The 21,218-nt window shown below is 44.9% G+C and carries 15 protein-coding genes and 1 other annotated feature; all 15 genes read right to left on the bottom strand.

From position 1 onward, the window contains the following. Positions 1 to 104: 104 nt before the first annotated feature. Positions 105 to 863 (bottom strand): amino acid ABC transporter ATP-binding protein, encoded by a 759-nt coding sequence (locus LIQ05_RS10525; RefSeq protein ID WP_226820499.1) that lies wholly within the window; start codon positions 861 to 863, stop codon positions 105 to 107. Continuing rightward, positions 860 to 1,603 (bottom strand): amino acid ABC transporter permease, encoded by a 744-nt coding sequence (locus LIQ05_RS10520; protein WP_226820498.1) that lies wholly within the window; start codon positions 1,601 to 1,603, stop codon positions 860 to 862. The genes LIQ05_RS10525 and LIQ05_RS10520 overlap by 4 nt, the downstream gene beginning before the upstream one ends. A gap of 122 nt (positions 1,604 to 1,725) precedes the next feature. Next, a complete protein-coding gene (locus tag LIQ05_RS10515; protein WP_226820497.1) occupies positions 1,726 to 2,253 on the bottom strand; it encodes a GNAT family N-acetyltransferase in 528 nt (175 codons plus the stop codon). Positions 2,254 to 2,354: 101 nt separating this feature from the next. Then, positions 2,355 to 3,212 (bottom strand): transporter substrate-binding domain-containing protein, encoded by an 858-nt coding sequence (locus tag LIQ05_RS10510; protein ID WP_226820496.1) that lies wholly within the window; start codon positions 3,210 to 3,212, stop codon positions 2,355 to 2,357. Between the two features lie 46 nt (positions 3,213 to 3,258). Then, positions 3,259 to 4,494, bottom strand: coding sequence for a glutathione S-transferase C-terminal domain-containing protein (locus LIQ05_RS10505; protein ID WP_226820495.1), 1,236 nt, complete (start codon positions 4,492 to 4,494; stop codon positions 3,259 to 3,261). A gap of 602 nt (positions 4,495 to 5,096) precedes the next feature. Continuing rightward, entirely contained in the window at positions 5,097 to 8,825 is a 3,729-nt protein-coding gene (rpoC, locus tag LIQ05_RS10500) for a DNA-directed RNA polymerase subunit beta' (RefSeq protein WP_226820494.1), read from the bottom strand. A gap of 17 nt (positions 8,826 to 8,842) precedes the next feature. Continuing rightward, positions 8,843 to 12,697 (bottom strand): DNA-directed RNA polymerase subunit beta, encoded by a 3,855-nt coding sequence (locus tag LIQ05_RS10495; protein ID WP_226820493.1) that lies wholly within the window; start codon positions 12,695 to 12,697, stop codon positions 8,843 to 8,845. Positions 12,698 to 12,848: 151 nt separating this feature from the next. Next, positions 12,849 to 15,173: a right-handed parallel beta-helix repeat-containing protein gene (locus tag LIQ05_RS10490; RefSeq protein WP_226820492.1), complete on the bottom strand. Its 2,325-nt coding sequence runs from the start codon at positions 15,171 to 15,173 to the stop codon at positions 12,849 to 12,851. 88 nt (positions 15,174 to 15,261) lie between these two features. Further along, on the bottom strand, positions 15,262 to 15,633 hold the full coding sequence (rplL, locus tag LIQ05_RS10485) for a 50S ribosomal protein L7/L12 (RefSeq protein WP_226820491.1): 372 nt from the start codon (positions 15,631 to 15,633) through the stop codon (positions 15,262 to 15,264). 66 nt (positions 15,634 to 15,699) lie between these two features. After that, complete coding sequence (gene rplJ, locus LIQ05_RS10480) at positions 15,700 to 16,212, bottom strand: 50S ribosomal protein L10 (protein ID WP_226820490.1); 513 nt, start codon at positions 16,210 to 16,212, stop codon at positions 15,700 to 15,702. Positions 16,213 to 16,243: 31 nt separating this feature from the next. Then, positions 16,244 to 16,379, bottom strand: a sequence feature (ribosomal protein L10 leader region). A gap of 131 nt (positions 16,380 to 16,510) precedes the next feature. Further along, positions 16,511 to 16,699, bottom strand: coding sequence for a DUF6472 family protein (locus LIQ05_RS10475; RefSeq protein ID WP_226820489.1), 189 nt, complete (start codon positions 16,697 to 16,699; stop codon positions 16,511 to 16,513). A 19-nt stretch (positions 16,700 to 16,718) separates the two neighbouring features. After that, entirely contained in the window at positions 16,719 to 17,591 is an 873-nt protein-coding gene (locus LIQ05_RS10470) for an aldose 1-epimerase family protein (RefSeq protein ID WP_226820488.1), read from the bottom strand. Between the two features lie 8 nt (positions 17,592 to 17,599). Next, positions 17,600 to 17,854 (bottom strand): kinase, encoded by a 255-nt coding sequence (locus LIQ05_RS10465; protein WP_226820487.1) that lies wholly within the window; start codon positions 17,852 to 17,854, stop codon positions 17,600 to 17,602. A gap of 16 nt (positions 17,855 to 17,870) precedes the next feature. After that, on the bottom strand, positions 17,871 to 19,421 hold the full coding sequence (locus LIQ05_RS10460; protein WP_226820486.1) for a sensor domain-containing diguanylate cyclase: 1,551 nt from the start codon (positions 19,419 to 19,421) through the stop codon (positions 17,871 to 17,873). A gap of 146 nt (positions 19,422 to 19,567) precedes the next feature. After that, positions 19,568 to 20,980, bottom strand: a complete 1,413-nt coding sequence (locus LIQ05_RS10455; RefSeq protein ID WP_226820485.1) for an MATE family efflux transporter — start codon at positions 20,978 to 20,980, stop codon at positions 19,568 to 19,570. Positions 20,981 to 21,218: the final 238 nt, after the last annotated feature.

The following is a 21,218-nucleotide window of genomic DNA, read 5'->3' as shown; positions in this document are numbered from 1 at the left end:
TTTTATTCTCCTTTTAGATTTTCAAACTTCCTGTGTAAGACGGGAACCGCGAACTCCGCTTACGCTACGTTTGCGTAGACATTATCTAATCGTGCTACGCCCGCTTAGATAATGTATTCTGGCTGAGCCATGATGTTCATTTTTCTGAAGAATTCCTGCGTACGCTGATTCTGGGGATTTTCGAATACTTCCTTCGGTGTGCCATCCTCCACCACATGTCCTTTGTCTAAAAAGATCACCCGGTTGGACACATGACGGATAAAGTTCATCTCATGCGAAACAAGAAGCATGGTGTATCCCTGGGCTGCAACCTTACGGATTACGTCCAGCACTTCTCCTACCAGCTCTGGATCCAATGCAGATGTTGGCTCATCCAGAAGCAGGATCTGGGGCTTCATTGCAAGGGCTCTGGCCAGAGCCACCCGCTGCTGCTGTCCGCCTGAAAGATGCTTCGGATAATGGTTTGCCCATGGTGCCATTCCAACCATCTTCAGCTGTTCTACAGCAATCTCTCTTGCCTGCTCCTTCGGCATTTTCTTAACTACGATCAGCCCCTCCATTACATTTTCAAGAGCTGTCTTTTTCTCAAAGAGATTGAATCTCTGGAAAACCATTCCTGTATTCTGTCTCAGATACAGAAGATCTTTCGGCTTTTTCTCAGACAGGTCAATGGTTTTCTTTCCGATTGTGACGATTCCTTTTTCCGGTGTTTCCAGGCGGTTCACGCAGCGGAGAAGTGTGGATTTTCCAGTTCCGGAAGGACCAATGATTCCTACCACATCACCTTTCTTAATATTCAGGCTGATGTCATCCAGAACAACATTTTCATTAAATTTTTTGGATAAATGATCGATCTGTATCATTTTGTATTGTCCTCCCCGTCCACGTTTACCAGCTCTACCTGATCCGGAATGCGGATTTTATTCTCAATAATGCGGATGCCCTGCTCAATGATCAGGGTGATCACCCAGTAAATAATTGCCAGTGAAATATACACCTCAAAATAGCGGTATGTTTTTCCTGCAATGATCTGGCCCTGTGCAGTAATCTCCACAACAGCGCAGGTGAAAGCCAGTGAAGTTCCCTTAATAATGCTGATCAGAGAATTTCCTAATGTGGGAAGTGCCACCTCAATTGCCTCCGGAAGAATGATTCTGCGAAGTGCCTGTGGATAAGTCATTCCAAGGGCGTGTGCTGCTTCAATCTGTCCGTTATCCACAGACTGAAGAGCTGACCGGATGATCTCTGCCATAAATCCGGCCTGATTCAGTCCCAGTGCAACCATTGCATATACAATTCCGGGAATGTCTGCTACTGCAAGGTTTGTTCCAAATTTCTGATTGATTGCTTTAAAAATCATAGGAATTCCAAAGAATGCTACATACAGTTGTACAATTACAGGAGTTCCTCGTAAAAGGGAGATCACAAGGTTGGTAAACTGTGTCAGTCCTTTGATTTTTCGCATTTTAATGATCGCCATCACCAGTCCCAGGATCAGTCCCAGAAGCATAGAAAGCAATGCCAGCTCCAGAGTGATCGGTAATTTTTCCAGTAATTCCGGAATGGATGTGAATACAAGTGATACGTCAAATAATTTTCCCATGATTTTTCTCCTACAAGTTATATTTTAGCATAAAGCTTGAATTTTTAGTAACAACTGCTATACGATTATTGCATTTATGCCCGATCGTTGTTACCGTTCACGTCCTTCACAGCAACACACTTTTACAAATATTTCTCAACCAGTACACAGGTAAAACCAAGTCCTGGAATAGGCTTCCTGGGCTTTCCCGACTGGCTTTTTGCTTCCTGCTTTTTGCCCTCGTCCTCATGATGTCTGTCATACATATTCGGGCTCACATCCGGATTCAGCTTATATTCCAGCTTCTCATAGAAACCAGCAGCGCGGTCCTGGCTGCCGATCACAATATGATTTACGCCGTACTCTTTCAGCCATTTCTCGGCTTCTTCTATAAGGCTTCTGCCATAACCACCTTTTTGTTTTTCCCGCACCACGCAGACACGTTCGATCTTGCCGGTCTTCTCGTTGGGAAAAGCGATCCGGCAGCCAGCCACTGGCTTGTGGTCTTCCACAAGAAGTACTGCCTGAAGTTCCTCTTCTTTTTCGTCATGTGAAAACTCAAGCTCAATGGGAATCCCTTGTCCCACGCAGAAGGCGTCTGTCCTCACATAATCATAAGCTTTATATTTCCAGGCCTCCGCCCCTTTTTCGATACGGTAAATTTCCACCATGACTTTTCTCCCTCATTTTCCTGTATTTCTCTTCATATATGGCGATATGTCCGTTCGGGAAGGAAAATTATCACACTGCTTCCTTCCCGAACTCTGTCTTATCAGTTAATTGTCTCTTCGAAATATTTCTCATCCGGGCTGGTGTCTTTTCCAAGATATTTTTCGGTAATCTCAGCCAATGTTCCGTCCTCTTTCATCTCTTTGAGAACTGCATCTACATCATCACGGAGAACTGCGCCTTCCTCATTTTTTCCAAAGAGGAAATAGGTATTGTTCTGTGGGAAAAGAAATTCCTGGGTTTCATCATCAATGGGATTTGGAACCAGCTGTCCTTCCAGTCCAAAGTTTGGAAGGAGGTTGTCGATCAGCGGGCCATCGTCGATTGCCACATCTGTAACTCCGTCTACAATGTTCTGATAACGAACCTGGAAATTGGTGTTGTCATACACGATTTCGATCTGATGATCCGGATTTTCCTCATTCCAGGTCTCCAGGGCATTTGCTGTCAGGCTTCCTGCTGTCAGCTCGATCTTGTATCCTCTGTCAGCCAGATCCTGAAGAGAGGTAAGCGGCTCATCATCAGCTCGCTGGATGTACTCGTTAAAGCTTGTTTTGTATGGGAAAGAGAAATAGTAGGACTCTGCTCTTTCATCTGTATAGCCATAGTTGTTGATTGCAATATCATACTGACCACTGATAACGCCCTGCAGTGCATCTGCAGTGTCGATCTGAAGCTCGTACTGGGGAAGGCGGTTAAAAACCTCTTTCACAATATCGATATCTACACCTGTAAGTTCATTGTCGTCTCCTACATAAAAGTAAGGAGCCAGGGAACCGCTTGTTACACCTTTGACAATTGTTACATCTGAATCTGCAAATACGGTTGCTGCGCCGCCTGTAAGACTTGCCGCTAATACGCCTGCCAATAATGCTGCTGTAATGTTATTTAAATTTTTCATAATCTCTTACCTCTCTCGTCTAATCTTATATAGAAAATTTCACTTTTTACAGAAGTCCCTTCAATGGATTAATGGACGCATCCACGGATAAGGTTCCATTCTTCGGATTTCTGTCTTCCCATTCCGGACTGTTCCAGATGGTCTTGGAAATCGGTTCTGCGTAGTCCTCGTAGGTCTCACCTTCCGGATGACGAAGGAATACTTCGTCTGGAGTCTTGCTCAGCTTTCTTCTCTCTCCATCATCTGCCCAAAGCTTTTCAAAATCAACCTTGGCAAGGATCCGCTCATTGTATCCACGGAAAAGAACTTCTCCCAGTTTCTTTTTCGGTCTCTCCAGTGCCAGAACCTGAGGATCACTTCCATGGCGGAATGCCGGAATCTGGTAAAGTTCTCTTAAGTAACCCCAGATGTTCTTATAATCACGGATTGGCTTTTTCACAGGTCCAATGTTGTGATAGTAGCTCACATCCCAGCGGACCAGGGTAACATAAGCGCGGACATCGCTGTCTGTAATGTAATCTCCGAAGAGGAAACGGTTGGTTTCCAGTCTCTTGTCCAGTTTTTCAAGTGATTCATAAAAATCTTCGTAAGCTTCATCATATGCCTCCGGTGACTGGCAAAATGCCATGCGGTAATGTCCATTGTTTACATGTGGGAACAGCCAGTCGTTAAATTCATCGATCTCCTTACGGAATTTCTTCGGGTAAAGATCTGGCGCATCCTTTGGCTGGAATGGACGGAACTGAACCTCGATGTAATTGGTAAGACGATGGTAATCATTGTTTACGGCTTTCTTTTCTTTGATATCTACCAGGGTTGGAGTTGTTGCTCTTCCTTTGAAATCTGGGTTTGCTCTTTTGTAAAACTCGCTGAGGAAGTAAGCTCCTGTCTTCGGATCCTTGAATCCTGGCTGATCACCAAAAGCATGTCCGTATTTGTTTGTCTCACCGGAATGAGTTACCCTGGTATCTGAGATCACATCCTGAAGTCCAAGGAGATCTCTTACAATGATCGGTCTGTTTGACCAGTTACAGCCTGTAGCCCAGTAGATTCCGTAACGCCCTGCCTCTGCTTTTAAGTCGCCCTCTTCATCGCCGAATGGCTGGATAAATGCGTTTGGCTGTCTGATAAATGCACCCCGCTCATCAATCTCTACTAAAGTTTCATTTGGTCTTGGATCAACTCCAACTTCTTTTGCAAACTGATCTGCAAGCTCATCTGTATATTTTACATCTTCCTTAACATCCTCTGCTGCTGAAAAACTGCATCCGCATCCACTCATTTTATTTTCCTCCGAATTCTTATATTCTCTAAAAGGACATGTCACATTCTGGTAACATCCCTATATATGAAAGTCAGCGGTTACGCGCCTTTGGCGCTCCTTCTGCTGCCGTCCGGGACTTTCATAGTAAAAATGGGTAAAAAAATAACAGGTTCATATCCGAATACCTGCTTCAGAAAACTTCTTTGTTCTTATCACATAAACGCATATGTCTGAAATTCTATTCTATTTTCTATCTATCATCATAGAGCCGCAACAACAGTAACAACACATGACCTCTTTTTCCATCTTCATGGTACAACACATTTCCATTGTTCTAACTGATACTGTCATCTCGGTTTCTCCTTTTCCTAGTAGCTCGATATGTTTTATATGTTTTTCTTGATGTTGCTTATTATAGACCAGAACTTTCCAATATGCAACCCTAAAATGCACATTTTGGAATTGCAGTTTTATAGAGCCAGTTATAGTTTAAGGCTATATCTACCTTAGCAGGCTAAAACATACTCTGCGAACTTTCGCTCGTGGCTTACGTAAAAAAAATCCCCCAGGGCAACATCTCTGTCACCCCAGGGGATCATTAATTTCATATATTTTATTGATTACTCTTCACTGTCGTCAGCGGAGTCTTCGTCCTCGAATGTGTCCTCTGCATCCTCAGCCTCGTCCAGAGCCTCTTCAGCCTCCAGCTCTTCGGAATCCTCAGCTACATCCAACACGTCCTGATCCCCGTCGTCCATTTCATCGAATTCGATTTTTTCTGGCTCTTCCGGCATTCCAGTATCAAGCTCCACATCGCTGTAGCACTTCATACCTGTACCAGCCGGGATCAATTTACCAATGATTACGTTCTCCTTCAGACCGATCAGATGGTCAACCTTACCCTTGATTGCAGCCTCAGTCAGAACCTTAGTGGTCTCCTGGAAGGAAGCAGCAGACAGGAAGGAATCAGTTGCCAGAGAAGCCTTAGTGATACCAAGCATTCCCTGTTTTCCAACCGCCGGACGTAATCCCTCAGCTTCAAGTTTCTCATTTACCTCCTCGTAATCAAGGAAGTCAACGAGAGTTCCTGGCAGGAATTCAGAATCTCCGTTATCCTCGATACGGATCTTCTTCAGCATCTGGTGAACGATAACCTCGATATGCTTATCGTTGATCTCAACACCCTGGAGACGGTATACACGCTGAACCTCACGGATCATGTAATCCTGAACAGCACGAACGCCCTTGATTCTAAGGATATCATGCGGGTTTACACTACCTTCTGTAAGCTCATCACCGGCTTCCATAATCTGTCCGTCCATGATCTTAATACGTGAACCGTATGGGATCAGGTAAGTCTTGGAATCGCCTGTCTCCGAATCAGTTACGATGATTTCTCTCTTCTTCTTGGTGTCGTTAATTGTAGCAACACCAGGAATCTCAGTGATAACAGCAAGTCCTTTTGGCTTTCTTGCCTCGAAAAGCTCCTCGACACGAGGAAGACCCTGTGTAATATCTCCACCGGCAACACCACCAGTATGGAAGGTACGCATGGTCAGCTGTGTACCAGGCTCACCGATAGACTGTGCAGCGATGATACCGATGGACTCACCAACCTGTACCGGCTCACCGGTAGCCATGTTGGCACCATAGCACTTCGCACACACACCAACCTTACACTTACAGCTCAGGATGGTACGGATTTTAACCTGCTCTACAGGACCTCCGGTAATGTTATCCACGCCTTCTTTCATAATACGGGCAGCACGCTTCGGAGTGATCATGTGGTTTGCTTTTACAAGAACTTCGCCATCTTTATTCTTAATATCTTCGCAGGAGAAACGGCCTGTGATACGATCCTGAAGACTCTCAATCTCCTCCTTGCCATCCATGAAACCTTTTACATACATACCGGAAATCTCTGCTCTGTTCTCACAGCAATCCATCTCACGTACGATCAGGTCCTGAGATACGTCAACAAGACGTCTTGTCAGGTAACCGGAATCGGCTGTACGAAGAGCGGTATCGGAAAGTCCTTTACGGGCTCCATGAGCGGACATGAAGTATTCCAGTACGTCCAGACCTTCACGGAAGTTTGACTTGATAGGAAGCTCGATTGTATGTCCGGTTGTATCTGCCATCAATCCACGCATACCTGCAAGCTGTTTGATCTGCTTATCAGATCCACGGGCACCAGAGTCAGCCATCATGAAGATATTGTTGTATTTATCAAGTCCGGAAAGAAGTGCATGAGTAAGCTCATCATCAGTCTTCTTCCAGGTATCAACAACCTCTTTGTAACGCTCTTCCTCAGTAATAAGACCACGTTTGTAGTTCTTGGTGATCTTATCTACAGTATCCTGTGCAGCCTTGATCATCTCAGGCTTCTGCGGCGGCACGGTCATATCGGAAATAGATACGGTCATGGCAGCTCTTGTAGAATACTTGTACCCCATAGCCTTGATAGAGTCCAGAACCTCAGCAGTCTTGGTTGCCCCGTGAGTATTAATAACTTTTTCAAGGATCTGTTTCAGCTGTTTCTTACCAACCAGGAAGTCAACCTCAAGGAGAAGCTCATTTCCCGGAATGCTTCTGTCAACAAATCCAAGATCCTGCGGCAGGATCTCATTGAACAGGAAACGTCCCAGTGTAGACTGTACATTACCTGTGAAAGTACTTCCATCCGGCATAACCTTGCTGCAGCGGACAAGAATCTTGGACTGCAGGGTAATTACCTGGTTCTCATATGCCAGAATTGCTTCGTTAACGTTCTTGAAGAACTTGCCTTCACCCTTGTTTCCAGGTCTTTCCTGGGTCAGATAGTAGATACCAAGGACCATATCCTGTGAAGGAACGGCTACCGGACCACCATCGGAAGGTTTCAGAAGGTTGTTCGGAGACAGAAGCAGGAAACGGCACTCTGCCTGTGCTTCCTGGGAAAGCGGAAGATGGACAGCCATCTGGTCACCATCGAAGTCAGCGTTGAATGCGGTACAAACAAGTGGATGAAGCTTAATTGCCTTACCTTCTACAAGGATCGGCTCAAACGCCTGGATACCCAGACGATGCAGTGTAGGTGCACGGTTCAGCATAACCGGATGTTCTTTGATAACATCTTCCAGAACATCCCATACAGCTGGCTCAAGCTTCTCTACCATCTTCTTGGCATTCTTAATATTGTGAGAGGTACCGTTTGCTACCAGCTCTTTCATAACGAAAGGCTTGAACAGCTCGATTGCCATCTCTTTCGGCAGACCGCACTGATAAATCTTCAGCTCAGGTCCAACGACGATAACGGAACGTCCGGAATAGTCAACACGCTTACCAAGAAGGTTCTGACGGAAACGTCCGGATTTACCTTTCAGCATGTCAGAAAGGGATTTCAGTGCTCTGTTTCCAGGGCCTGTTACTGGACGGCCACGACGGCCATTGTCGATCAGGGCGTCAACAGCTTCCTGAAGCATACGTTTCTCATTGCGGACAATGATATCCGGAGCACCAAGCTCCAACAGTCTTTTCAGACGATTGTTACGATTAATGATTCTTCTGTACAGATCATTCAGGTCAGATGTTGCAAAACGTCCGCCATCCAACTGTACCATAGGACGAAGATCTGGCGGGATTACAGGAACAACATCCAGGATCATCCACTCAGGACGATTTCCAGACTCACGGAAAGACTCAACAACTTCAAGACGTTTGATGATTCTTGCACGCTTCTGACCTGTTGCCTTAACCAGCTCTGCCTTTAATTCAGCAGAATCCTTCTCAAGATCGATAGCCATAAGGAGCTCCTTAATAGCTTCAGCACCCATACCTACACGGAAATTGTTTCCATAAGATTCACGGGCGTCCTGATATTCTCTCTCAGTCAGGATCTGTTTGTACTGGAGTCCGGAATCTGCCGGATCCAGTACGATATAATTTGCAAAGTAAAGGACTTTCTCCAGTGTTCTTGGAGTCAGATCCAGGATAAGTCCCATACGGGACGGAATACCCTTGAAATACCAGATATGGGAAACAGGAGCAGCAAGCTCGATATGTCCCATACGCTCTCTACGAACAGAAGACTTGGTAACCTCAACACCACATCTGTCGCAGACAACACCTTTAAAGCGGATTTTCTTGTATTTACCACAGTGGCACTCCCAGTCCTTGCTCGGTCCGAAAATTCTTTCACAGAAAAGTCCGTCTTTCTCCGGTTTCAAGGTACGGTAGTTGATGGTTTCCGGTTTTAAAACCTCACCTCTTGACCACTCTCTGATCTTTTCCGGGGACGCCAGTCCGATTTTAATGGCATCGAAAGTCATTGGCTGATATGTTTCATTGGTATTGGTTGATTCTGCCATGTATTCTTTTCCCCTTTCTACTCTTCGTTATCATCGTAGGAATCGTCGATTTCGGATTCATAATCCTCTTCTTCGTCCTCGTCCACATCTACAAGTTCCTCACCGTCAAACTCCTGCTTTGTATAGCCGTGTTTGCTGAAGGCTTCCTCTTCTCTGTGTCCGCGGGAATCTCCCTCGATAACTGCACGAAGATCGGTTTCGCCGTAATCTACATTCTCCATGATCTGAACTTCTGTCTGGTCATCTTTGAGAACACGTACATCCAGCGCCAGGGACTGGAGCTCTTTAAGAAGTACCTTAAAGGATTCCGGAATACCAGGCTCAGGGATGTTGTCTCCCTTGATGATCGCTTCATAAGTCTTCACACGACCGACTACATCATCGGATTTAACTGTCAGGATTTCCTGGAGCGTATAGGATGCACCATATGCCTCCAGAGCCCAAACCTCCATCTCTCCGAAACGCTGTCCACCGAACTGGGCTTTACCACCCAGAGGCTGCTGTGTAACCAGAGAGTAAGGACCTGTGGAACGGGCATGGATTTTATCATCAACCAGATGATGCAGCTTCAGGTAGTGCATGTGTCCGATTGTGGTCGGGCCGTCAAAGAACTCTCCGGTACGTCCATCACGAAGCTGTACCTTACCATCCCTGGAGATCGGAACTCCCTTCCACAGTGCTCTGTGGGCTTTGTTCTCATCCAGATACTGCATTACATCAGGTGCCAGAATATCTTTGTATTTTTCACGGAACTCTTCAAAGTCTTCTGTATTTACATAATCATTTGCAAGCTCCAGTGTATCCTGGATATCATTCTCGTTTGCACCATCGAATACCGGTGTTGAAATATTGAAGCCAAGTGCCTTAGCAGCAAGACTTAAGTGGATCTCCAGGACCTGTCCGATGTTCATACGGGAAGGTACACCCAGAGGGTTCAGCACGATATCCAGAGGACGTCCGTTCGGAAGGAATGGCATATCCTCAACCGGAAGTACACGGGAAACGACACCCTTGTTACCATGACGACCAGCCATTTTATCACCAACGGAGATTTTTCTCTTCTGTGCGATATAAATACGTACAGACTGATTTACTCCTGGAGACAGTTCGTCACCATTTTCTCTTGTAAATACCTTGGCATCCACAACGATACCATACTCACCATGCGGTACCTTAAGAGAAGTATCACGTACTTCACGGGCCTTCTCACCAAAGATCGCACGAAGGAGTCTCTCCTCTGCAGTAAGCTCTGTCTCTCCCTTAGGAGTTACCTTACCAACAAGGATATCACCGGCACGAACCTCTGCACCGATACGGATGATTCCGCGCTCGTCAAGATCCTTCAGGGAATCATCACCAACGCCTGGAACATCACGGGTGATCTCTTCCGGTCCTAACTTGGTGTCACGGGATTCTGCCTCATATTCTTCAATGTGAACAGATGTATAAACATCGTTCTGTACAAGTTTCTCACTTAACAGTACAGCATCCTCGTAGTTATAACCTTCCCAGGTCATAAATCCGATCAGTGGGTTCTTACCAAGAGCAAGCTCTCCCTGAGAAGTGGACGGACCGTCAGCAATCACATCACCTGCTTCTACATGCTCGCCCTGATTTACGATCGGACGCTGGTTGTAGCAGTTGCTCTGGTTACTGCGCATGAATTTGGTAAGATGATAATCATCTTTCGTTCCGTCATCATTCTTAATGCTGATATCGGTAGATGTGGAGCGAAGTACAGTACCAGACTTTCTTGCAACCACACAAACACCGGAGTCAACAGCGGTCTTAGCTTCCATTCCTGTACCAACAACTGGTGCCTCTGTAGTAAGAAGCGGAACAGCCTGACGCTGCATGTTAGATCCCATCAGCGCACGGTTCGCATCGTCGTTCTGAAGGAATGGGATCAGGGCTGTAGCTACAGAGAATACCATCTTAGGAGATACGTCCATGTAATCAAACATCTGACGCTCGTACTCCTGAGTCTCTTCGCGGTAACGACCGGAAACGTTCTTACGAACGAAATGTCCTTCTGCGTCCAGAGCCTCATTCGCCTGTGCTACATGGTAGTTATCCTCTTCATCTGCTGTCATGTAAACAACTTCTTCGGTTACACGCGGATTCATAGGATCAGTCTTATCAATTTTACGGTAAGGTGCCTCAACAAATCCGTACTGATTCAGCTTCGCATAAGATGCAAGAGAGTTGATCAGACCGATGTTAGGTCCCTCAGGTGTCTCGATCGGGCACATTCTTCCGTAATGGGAATAATGAACGTCTCGAACCTCGAATCCGGCTCTGTCTCGTGACAGACCGCCAGGTCCCAGTGCGGAAAGACGTCTCTTATGGGTCAGCTCACCCAGAGGGTTGTTCTGATCCATGAACTGTGACAACTGGGAAGAACCAAAGAACTCTTTCACTGCAGCTGTTACTGGTTTGATATTGATCAGTGTCTGTGGGGAGATTGTCTCCACATCCTGTGTTGTCATTCTCTCACGAACCACACGCTCAAGTCTGGAAAGACCGATACGGTACTGGTTCTGAAGCAGCTCACCAACCGCACGGATACGACGGTTTCCTAAGTGATCGATATCGTCGTCATTTCCAATACCGTATTCCAGATGCATATTGTAGTTAATAGAAGCAAAAATATCTTCTCTTGTAATATGCTTCGGAATCAGATCATGGATATCTCTGCGGATAGCAGCAATTCTGTCCTCAAGTGAGTCATTTTCTTCCAGAATTTTTTCGAGTACAGGGTAGTATACTAACTCTGTAACACCAAGCTCTTCCAGGTTCTCGATCTCCGGCAGATAATGATGCATGTCTACCATTAAGTTGGAAAGAACTTTAATTCTGCGGTCTTCTTCACCCTGGATCCATACAAATGGAACTGCAGCGTTCTGAATGGCATTTGCCAGTTCTCTGGTAACGATGGTACCTGCCTCTGCAAGGATTTCTCCTGTAGAGCCCTCAACCACATCATCAGCCAGCTTATGACCAACAATTCGTTTATTGAAATGAAGTTTCTTATTAAATTTATAACGTCCGACCTTGGCAAGATCATATCTTCTCGGATCAAAGAACATCGCATTGATCAGGCTCTCTGCGCTCTCAACTGCAAGCGGCTCACCTGGACGGATTTTCTTATACAGTTCCAGAAGACCTTCTTCATAATTTGTAGAAGTATCTTTTGTAAAACTTGCAAGGATCTTCGGTTCTTCACCAAACAGATCAATGATCTCTGCATTGGAACCAACACCAAGCGCACGGATCAGCACAGTGATCGGAACCTTACGGGTTCTGTCCACACGTACATAAAATACATCGTTGGAGTCGGTCTCATATTCCAGCCATGCTCCTCTGTTAGGAATTACTGTACAGGAAAACAGTCTTTTACCAATTTTATCGTGTGCAATGGCATAATAGATTCCAGGGGAACGTACTAACTGGCTGACAATAACACGCTCAGCACCGTTAATGACGAAAGTTCCTGTCGCAGTCATGATCGGCAGGTCTCCCATGAAAATCTCGTGTTCCTTGATCTCTTCTGTTTCCTTGTTAATCAGTCTCACTCTAACCTTCAAAGGTGCGGCATAAGTTACGTCACGTTCTTTACACTGCTCGATGGTGTATTTGGCCTCTTTTTCATCAAATGTAAAGCCGATGAATTCAAGACTGAGCTTTCCGCCGTAGTCTGCGATTGGAGAAATATCGTCGAATACTTCATTCAATCCTTCGTCGAGAAACCACTGGTAAGAATCCTTCTGGACCTCGATCAAATTCGGCATTTCCAGGACTTCTTTTTGTCTCTGGTAGCTCATTCGCATGCTTTTTCCAGTTTTTACAGAACGAATTCTGTTTTTTTCCATTGACGTTTCACCCCTGTTTTATTTTATTTATTACAACATCAGCCTGCTTTGCGGGCAACGCATAGTAGGCATATCTTGCCATAATATAGCATTCTTCACTATAGCACAACAAAAAAAGCCTGTCAAGCAAATTCCCCGTTATTTTTTTAAATTATTTTACTTTTTTATTTGTATAGGAAGTGTTTCCGTATTTGTCGGCTAATACAAACCGGAGTACCGTTCCTTTTTTCTGTTTCTTTATGGTAATACGGTATTTCTTCTTTGCGTTAATGGTCCCTCTGCCAATCTTCTTATTCCCGGCTTTTCTCACCACGTATGCAGTAAGTGTTTTTCCGCCAGCTGCCTTTCCTGTGATCTTCACTGTCTTTTTGGTGATCTTCGAAAAGGTTGGAAGCTTCACGGCAGTAATGCCGGAACTGCCTTTTGCATATATGGCATAGGTGCTTCCATTATTTTCCAGCTGGTTTTTCTTGTTTCCTTTAATCTTGGATTTGTATACATACAGACCGCATTTTCTGCTTCCTGTAATAACATTCCCATAAAGGCTTTTGGTGGTGCTGGATATCACCTGTATTCCCCTGCCTTTTACGCTGCTGATCTTATTTGACTTAACAACAGCATTTCCAAGATTTTCCATGTATATTCCATCCAGGGCACAGCCTGATACCTGATTAGACGTGATCTGGCAGCTCTTGCTCCCCAGAACTACCATTCCGTTCTTTTTCCCAGACAAAACCCGGTTTCTGGAAAGAAGGGTACCTGTGCTGTCGGCTGAAATGTAAATTCCATCCCCACCAGTTCCGGAAACTATGTTTCCCGTAATCTGGTTCTGACTGGAGGGAATCTTCAGACTACCGCCATTATAGGCATAGATTCCTACGTTTTTGCAGCCTGACACCTTATTATTGCAGATGCTGTTGCCAGACGATGCGCTCAGATAGATTCCCATATTGGAAAACCAAGTGGTCCTGGACAAAGCCAGTTCATTGCCGCTTACCTTACAATTATCAGCAAGATAGAGGCGGATTCCGTTTCCAGTTCCTGTGATCCTGTTCCCGGAAACCGTGACAGCCGTTTCCTGATACAGATCAGACGGAATACCATTTGCAGAGTTGCTCACCCTGGCACCCTGAACCTGTATTCCATAGCCGTTCCAGCTGTCTCCATTCACCCTGGAAACCGAGGAAATGGAAATCTGATTTCCTTTTACCAGAATACCTGCTGCCTGATGATTCGCAGATGCTCCGTAAATTGTTCCCGGCACCAGATGTGTATTTGGCAGATACAGATTGCTCACCAACACTCCGCCGCCTACATTTTCCATTTGGTTATTCTCTACTGTCCCATTTATATAATTCAGGCACCAGACTGCTCTCTTTCGAATATTTCGGAAAGTATTTCCCCTTATCACAATGTTCTGGTAAGGGCGGTCATAGACCATGCTATGGCTTCCCACCCCTGCAAAAACATCCTGAAAGGTATTGTTCTCAATCCTCACGTCTTCGCAGACAGCGCCATCGAAGGGGGGATACCCGGGAAAAATATAGTCCAGGCAGGCATCCAGCTGGATGCACTCCTGTCCGCCACCCTCGTATTTCTGCCAGTAACCCTTAAAGGTACAACCCGTGACGGTTACATCTTTTACACCTGCAAATTCCAGAAAATGGGACTTCAGATTATTCAAAAAGGTCACATCTTTTATCATTACATGGCTGGCATGACCGATTCTGAATCCAACATAACCGCCCTCACCTTCCTTATCCTCTACAACCGGATAATTCAGGTCCCAGGTTCCGCCTTCAATGGTAACATTCCGATAGCCATCATAACCACCTGCGGAAGTATCCTGGTCTCCCAACCGCAATATCACATGCTTATCTGTACATGCCTTGGTGATAACCGCACCGCGGGCATAAAGTGTCAGATTGCCGTACATATGAATGATATCTGATACTGTATAGCTTCCAGGTGGAATAATCACTGAACACAGAGCGGTATCACTTGCCCGCTCTCCCATAAACTTAAGAGCCAGGTTCAGGCTATCTGTAATGTCGCTTCCATCCTGCGCATTCAGCGTAACACTGGTTGCATCCGACGGAAGCGCGTCAAGAATGCTCCTCATATCGGAAGATGGATCTGGTTCTTCGTCTTGCGTATTCTCCTGGGCGTTTTCAGAATCTTCTGACAAAAAAAATGCTAATTCTTCGGTCCCGCTGTAAAAGCCGTCTTCCGCTTCCTGGGGAAGCACATCTGCGTTCTCAGTAGAGTTTCCGTCATTTTCCACAGTTCCAAACGAAGCGTCTCCCTGGAAGCTCCCCTCTGGATCATCCGTTGCTTCCCATTCATCTGTTTCGTCTGTGGCAAAATCTTCGTTTGCGGTTACCTCTTCCACAATATCCCCTTCTGCCAATACGGTCTGTCCACCTCCCAGACACAGCGCGATTCCCAGCAATGTTCCAATAAAAATCTTCTTCATATTCAGATCCCTATTACAAAAAAAATCCCCACAGAGGCCTGTCAGACAGACTTCTGCGGGGAGCTTGGTTCGCTTAAATACGCTTAAATTATTTAAGAGTAACTTTAGCGCCTTCAGCCTCAAGTTTAGCTTTGATGTCCTCAGCCTCAGCTTTGGAAGCGCCCTCTTTAACCATTTTCGGAGCACCATCAACAACTTCTTTAGCTTCTTTAAGACCTAAGCCTGTGATCTCACGAACAACTTTGATAACTTTAACTTTGTTAGGACCTACTTCTGTAAGCTCTACGTCAAACTCATCTTTCTCCTCTGCTGCCTCAGCTGCTCCAGCTGCTGCTACAACAACGCCTGCTGCTGCGGATACACCGAACTCTTCCTCGCAAGCTTTTACTAAATCATTTAACTCTAATACAGATAACTCTTTGATTGCTTCGATAAACTCAGCTGTTGTTAACTTTGCCATTATAATTTTCCTCCATTTAAATTATTTTGTGGAATCAATGATTCGATTCAGCGACAGATCCTTAAATTATTCTGCAGCTGGTGCCTCAGTCTCTCCGCCCTGCTGCTCTGCGATCTGATTAAGCACACGAGCAAAGTTGGTAATAGGAGACTGGATACTTCCAAGCAGTTTGCCAAGAAGTTCTTCTCTGGATGGAACCTGGGACAGTGCCTGGATTCCTGCCTGATCGTTGTAGTTACCCTCAACAATACCAGCTACTAACTCAAGCGCCGGATACTGTTTTGCAAATTTTGCAAGAATTCTTGCAGGAGCAGTAGCGTCTGTTGCAGAAATTGCAATAGCGTTTGTTCCATGTAAGTGCTTGTCAAGATCTGCACATGGAGTACCTTCGAATGCACGACGCATTAAAGTGTTTTTGTAAACCTTGTACTGTACGCCGGACTCTCTTAACTCTTTACGTAAAATAGTATCCTGCTCAACGGTAAGACCACTGTAGTCTACAAGAACAACAGCCTGAGCGTCTTTAATGTTGTTAGCGATTTCTTCTACGATTGGTTGTTTAAGTTCTACTTTTGCCATGAAATGGTACACCTCCTTATAGAATTTGATATACCGCCAAAAAAAACCTTGCTGTAAGACAGCAAGGCTTAACGTAATTCTTACTTAAGAATACTTAGTCCTCGGTAGGCGTTTTAATCCTTATGCCTTGCGGCACCTACTGTCTTCGGCAGCGTTCTATAATAAAATACCACGTTCGATTTTATTTGTCAACTATTATTTTTATTTTTTCAAAAATTTTCTACATCTGTATCACTGTATTACTGTTCAAATCGTGATCATTAATTTCTTCAAGGAATGTTACTTTCCTTAAACAATATCACATCTGTTTCCGGACTACCCTGTACTCATCTCCTATACGGAAATATGGGCAGTCATGGTAGGTTCCTGTGATGAAGCGGTACATTTCATCTTCATCCAGGTTCATCTCACAGGTATAACATTCATAATCATCATCATAAGAATAGTTTACACAATATTCGCAGTTTGCACCCTGCTTCTTTTTCATGATCCAATGACCTGCCTTCCTAAATAATTTCCATTGTCCAGGAAACCTGGCGCTCTTTACCGGACTCCAGGGAAAGAAGATTCTCCTGTTTTTCCAGGTCTTCTGTAATCCCCTGTCTGGATGGAAGGGAACACCAGGGCTCGATACACACATAAGGTGCATCGGTACAAGGCATGTGCCAGAAACCAATATACGGCATATCCGGGTAATCTACCCTTACACCCTTTTTCCCCTTTAAGCTATGAAGCAGCACCTGTCCAGAGGTTTCTTCCAGTACAATGGCATCTTCATCAAAAATATTATGTTGAAGAGGAATACGGTTTCTGTCTGTAAGCTCGTAAGCTTTCTTTCCCTCCACAAAACACTCCTGGGAAAAAAGGATCCTCTTGGGCTCACAGCAATCCGAAAACTTCAGTTCATAATCGTCAAAGGAAAGTCCCTCTTCCATGGGAAGATTAAAGCCCGGATGTCCGCCGATTCCAAAGTACATGGTCTTTTCATCCTTATTCTTCACCGAATAGAGGACCTTCAGTGCTTTTCCTTCAAGCAGATACCGGATCTCCAGAGAAAAATGGAAAGGATACTGTTCCAGCGTCTGCTCACTGTCTTTAAGTACAAAAATCATTTCTTTATTCTCTGCTTTTACACACTTAAATTCAGAATTCCTAGCAAAACCGTGGATATCCATATGATAAGTTTTTCCCTGAAATGTATAGGATTTCTCCCACATTCTTGCAATATAAGGGAAAAGATTGGCGCCATGTTCATTCCAGTATCTTTCATCTCCCTGCCAGATATACTCAAATCCGTCCTGGTCCCTCACAGACCATAGAACAGCACCTGCTGTATCCGCCTGCACTGTAAGAAATTCATTGCTGATCTCGTGTCTCATCCCATTCCTCAACTTCCTGGCATCATATCTGGCCATGACAGAATTTCTTTCGCGATCACTTCTTCGTAATTGCCTTCAATATCCTGACTGCGTCCGGCTTCATAAATGTTCGTCTCAGCCCCCCAGTCACGGTCTTCATACTCCCACACGTGAAATTTCAGTCCGCGGAAAAGGAAATCAAGACTTCCGCAACCGTCAATTTCTGTGTATTCATATTTAATATTTTTCTTTTTTAATGCCTCCTGTACAATCTGCAACCGCATTTTTGTCACCTTCCTTTTAGACTTCTTTTTCTGTCACAGTAGTACCATCATCTACATGAATCCTGTTTTTACCTGATTTCTTTGACACATACATGGCATGATCTGCAGCCAGATACAGACTTTCGTAATCTTTACCTGCTGCTGGATAAGCGGCAGCACCAATGCTCACGGTAAAATGAGGGGTAGTCTCTGCCGCTGCAAGGATCTTCAGGATTTCTTCCCCCTTTGCCTGCGCTACAGCGGCTGCTTCCGTATTGGTCATAAACACAATAAACTCATCTCCTCCAAGACGTCCCACAATATCGTCCCTGCGAAAATGCTCTTTCAAATACTTCACAAGAGTGATCAGTGCAAGGTCTCCGATGGCATGTCCCATGGTATCGTTTACCGTCTTGAAATCATCAATGTCAAGCATGAACAGATAACCCTTGCAGTCTCGATTCTGCATGAGAGCTGCGATTCTCTGTTCTGCGGACTTCCGGTTAAGTGCACCTGTAAGCCCATCTATAGAGGCTTTTTCCAGAAGATCCTGCTCCTTGGTCATCTCATCCTGTACATCTGAGATCTTGCCGAGAAATACCTGGGGAGTGCCAAGACGCCCTCTTACCAGTCGTCCCATCCAGCGTACCCAGCGGTAATTGCCGTTTTTGTCCTTGAATCGGATCACAAAATCGTCCACTTCATCTTTATTATCTCCAATGGTGGAAAGAAGAGTTTTTACTTTAGGAACATCATCAGGATGCACCATGGTAAAATCTGTTTCTTTATCAAACGGACGGATCTGCCCGATCTCCTTTAGACCAAACAGAGTGGTAATATTCGGCGTAAATACCAGTGTTTTATCCAGACAGTCATACTCAAAAAGTACAGTATCCGAAAACTCTGACAAAATATCGTATCTGGCCTGTCCCTTCATCACCCGCTTCTGCTGCTTCATGTATAAACGTACGGTCAGGAAGATCATGATCGCCACACACCCCAGCAGAGTAAAGATCAGCATACGGTTTCCCTTAATGATCACACCTTTATAGTTCTTCATCTTGCCAGACCGGTAACCTGAGATCAGGATACAATCTCTGTCCTCCAATTTGGATGCAACCAGATAAACATCAGATTTCTCCAGTTCATAGAAAATATAAGGACTTCCGGAGGTCAGATTCTTCAATGCCTTTAACGCCTCAGAAATCCTCTTATCCTTCACCTTCGCTGAACGTAATTCTGCAGCCACCGTATATTTGATATCAAAAATCCTCATATCGCCAGCCAGGATCTCGCCTTCCGAATTGCATACATAGTGAAAAATATTGCTCTCGTCTTTTGAAAGCGCTTCCCATGCTGCTTCCACATCATCAGGATCATCTGGTGCATTCAGAAAATTCTCCATCTCTGCCAGTGCTTCTGAATGGGAAGATAACAGAGATTCTTCCATCAGCTCTGCAAAAATGCTCTCTGTTCTCACCTGGTATCTTTTCATAAGAAACACCGTCAGGAAAGCCATTACAGCAAGGCAGATCCCTACTACTGCGATCCATTGCCGTTTCATTTTGTTTTCCGGATTAGCTTTCATGTTTTGCTCCATGGTAATCAACATCCATTCCAAGTTCTGTACATTTTTCGTCAATTTCCAGTATAAGTTCTTGGTTATGCTCTGTCAAGTTGCGCTTTTTTACTGTCCGCAGGTAATATTCCCCCAGATGTTTTTGTGAACAAAGTTCATAGAAGCCTTTTTTGTTTATTCATTGGATTCCATTTTCCACTTATATAGTGCACTGTAAACAGAATGAACAAAAGCATGTTATGCCCGATCATGCATCCCCATGCAGAAACAAGTCCCAGTCCCAGCAAATGAATACAAATAAAAGTTCCCAGGATCCGGAGCCCCCACATTCCAGCTACATTGAATATGAAAGGAGTTATTGTTTTTCCCACACCCTGCATCATTCCCTCGATCACGATCGGTACCCCGTAAAATGGTTCTGATACAGCCACCATACGAAGCACTGTACTTCCAAGGCTGATCACCTGTGCATCTGAGGAAAACAATTTGATCAGTACCGGCGCAAAAATAAACAAAAGACTTCCGGAAATGATCATCAGTCCTACTTCCAACGGAATAATTGCCCTTGCAAGACTGTTCAGTTTCTTATTATCATTGGCACCAAGTGCGTTTCCTGCCAGTGTGGCTGCCGCAGTCTGCATTCCATATCCTGGAATATAAAAGGCTGACTCCACTGTATTTGCAATGGTATGGGCTGCTGTAGCTGTCTCGCCCAGTGAATTAATCATAGATGCAAATACTACGTATCCAAGGGATGTGGCAAAGCGCTGAAACATATTTGGAACAGCTACCTTCAGGCAGGGACACAGTACTGCCAGATCCGGCCTGAGGCTCTGGCCTTTCGGGGAAATCTCTGTATGTTTCCACAATTTATATGTAATGGCAATTCCGCCAATGGTATAGGCAATCGCACTTGCTGCTGCGGCTCCCTGCACACCCCATCCCGCACCTGGGACCAGCAGCTCTTTTCCACCTATCAGCACGCTTCTGGTGGAATAAATGAGAAAAAAGTTCAGAACAATGTTGATAACGTTAAAGGCAATTCCCACCTGCATAGGTGTTTTGGTATCTCCAACTGCACGCAGCACTGTTCCAAAAATAATATTTGCGGTTCGAAAAAGCATTGGTGCATACAGGATAAGAAAATAGCTGGATGCCAGCTTCTGAATAGAAGGATCCACCTGCATCCACACCGGAACCTTACTGCTAAGTCCCATAGTAAGTATGGTAAAAAAGATTCCTACTACAAGAACAGCCAGTACCGCCTGGCCGGAGGCTTTTCTTGCCTGTTCTTTCTTTCCAGCTCCCATAGACTGGGAAATATAGGCCAGAAAGCCTACACTGATTGCAGAAATGGTACTTCCGATCAGCCAGTTTACGGTGCTGGTAGCCCCAACAGCTGCAGTGGCGCTTGTTCCAAGGACTCCCACCATGCCTGTATCCATATACTGCACAGCAGTCTGCATAAGCTGCTCCAACATGGTCGGCCACGCAAGGGAAAAAATTACTGGCAGCATTTTCTTTGTTTCCTGATCTGCCAGATTCAATTTGGTTTTATTTAGTTTCATCTTATATCTTCCTGTTATGTGAAAAATTACTTTTATTTTAACAGAATATAGAAGAAAAAGGTAGAGGGAATGGGAAAAAGCAAAAAAAAACGATAACCAACCGGCTACCGTTTAGGTTCTGTACCTTCAAAACTACATACATGTTACATCCTAATGGAATCATTTTTTAACCTTGCGATTATTGGTCAAGCCCTCACCCTATTAGTAACAGTCAGCTCCATGTGTTACCACACTTCCA

The sequence above is a fragment of the Blautia glucerasea genome, from assembly GCF_020537505.1.
Taxonomy (GTDB): domain Bacteria; phylum Bacillota; class Clostridia; order Lachnospirales; family Lachnospiraceae; genus Blautia_A.
Note: the sequence above shows the minus strand (reverse complement) of the source record. Positions and strands in the feature narration are given on the sequence as shown.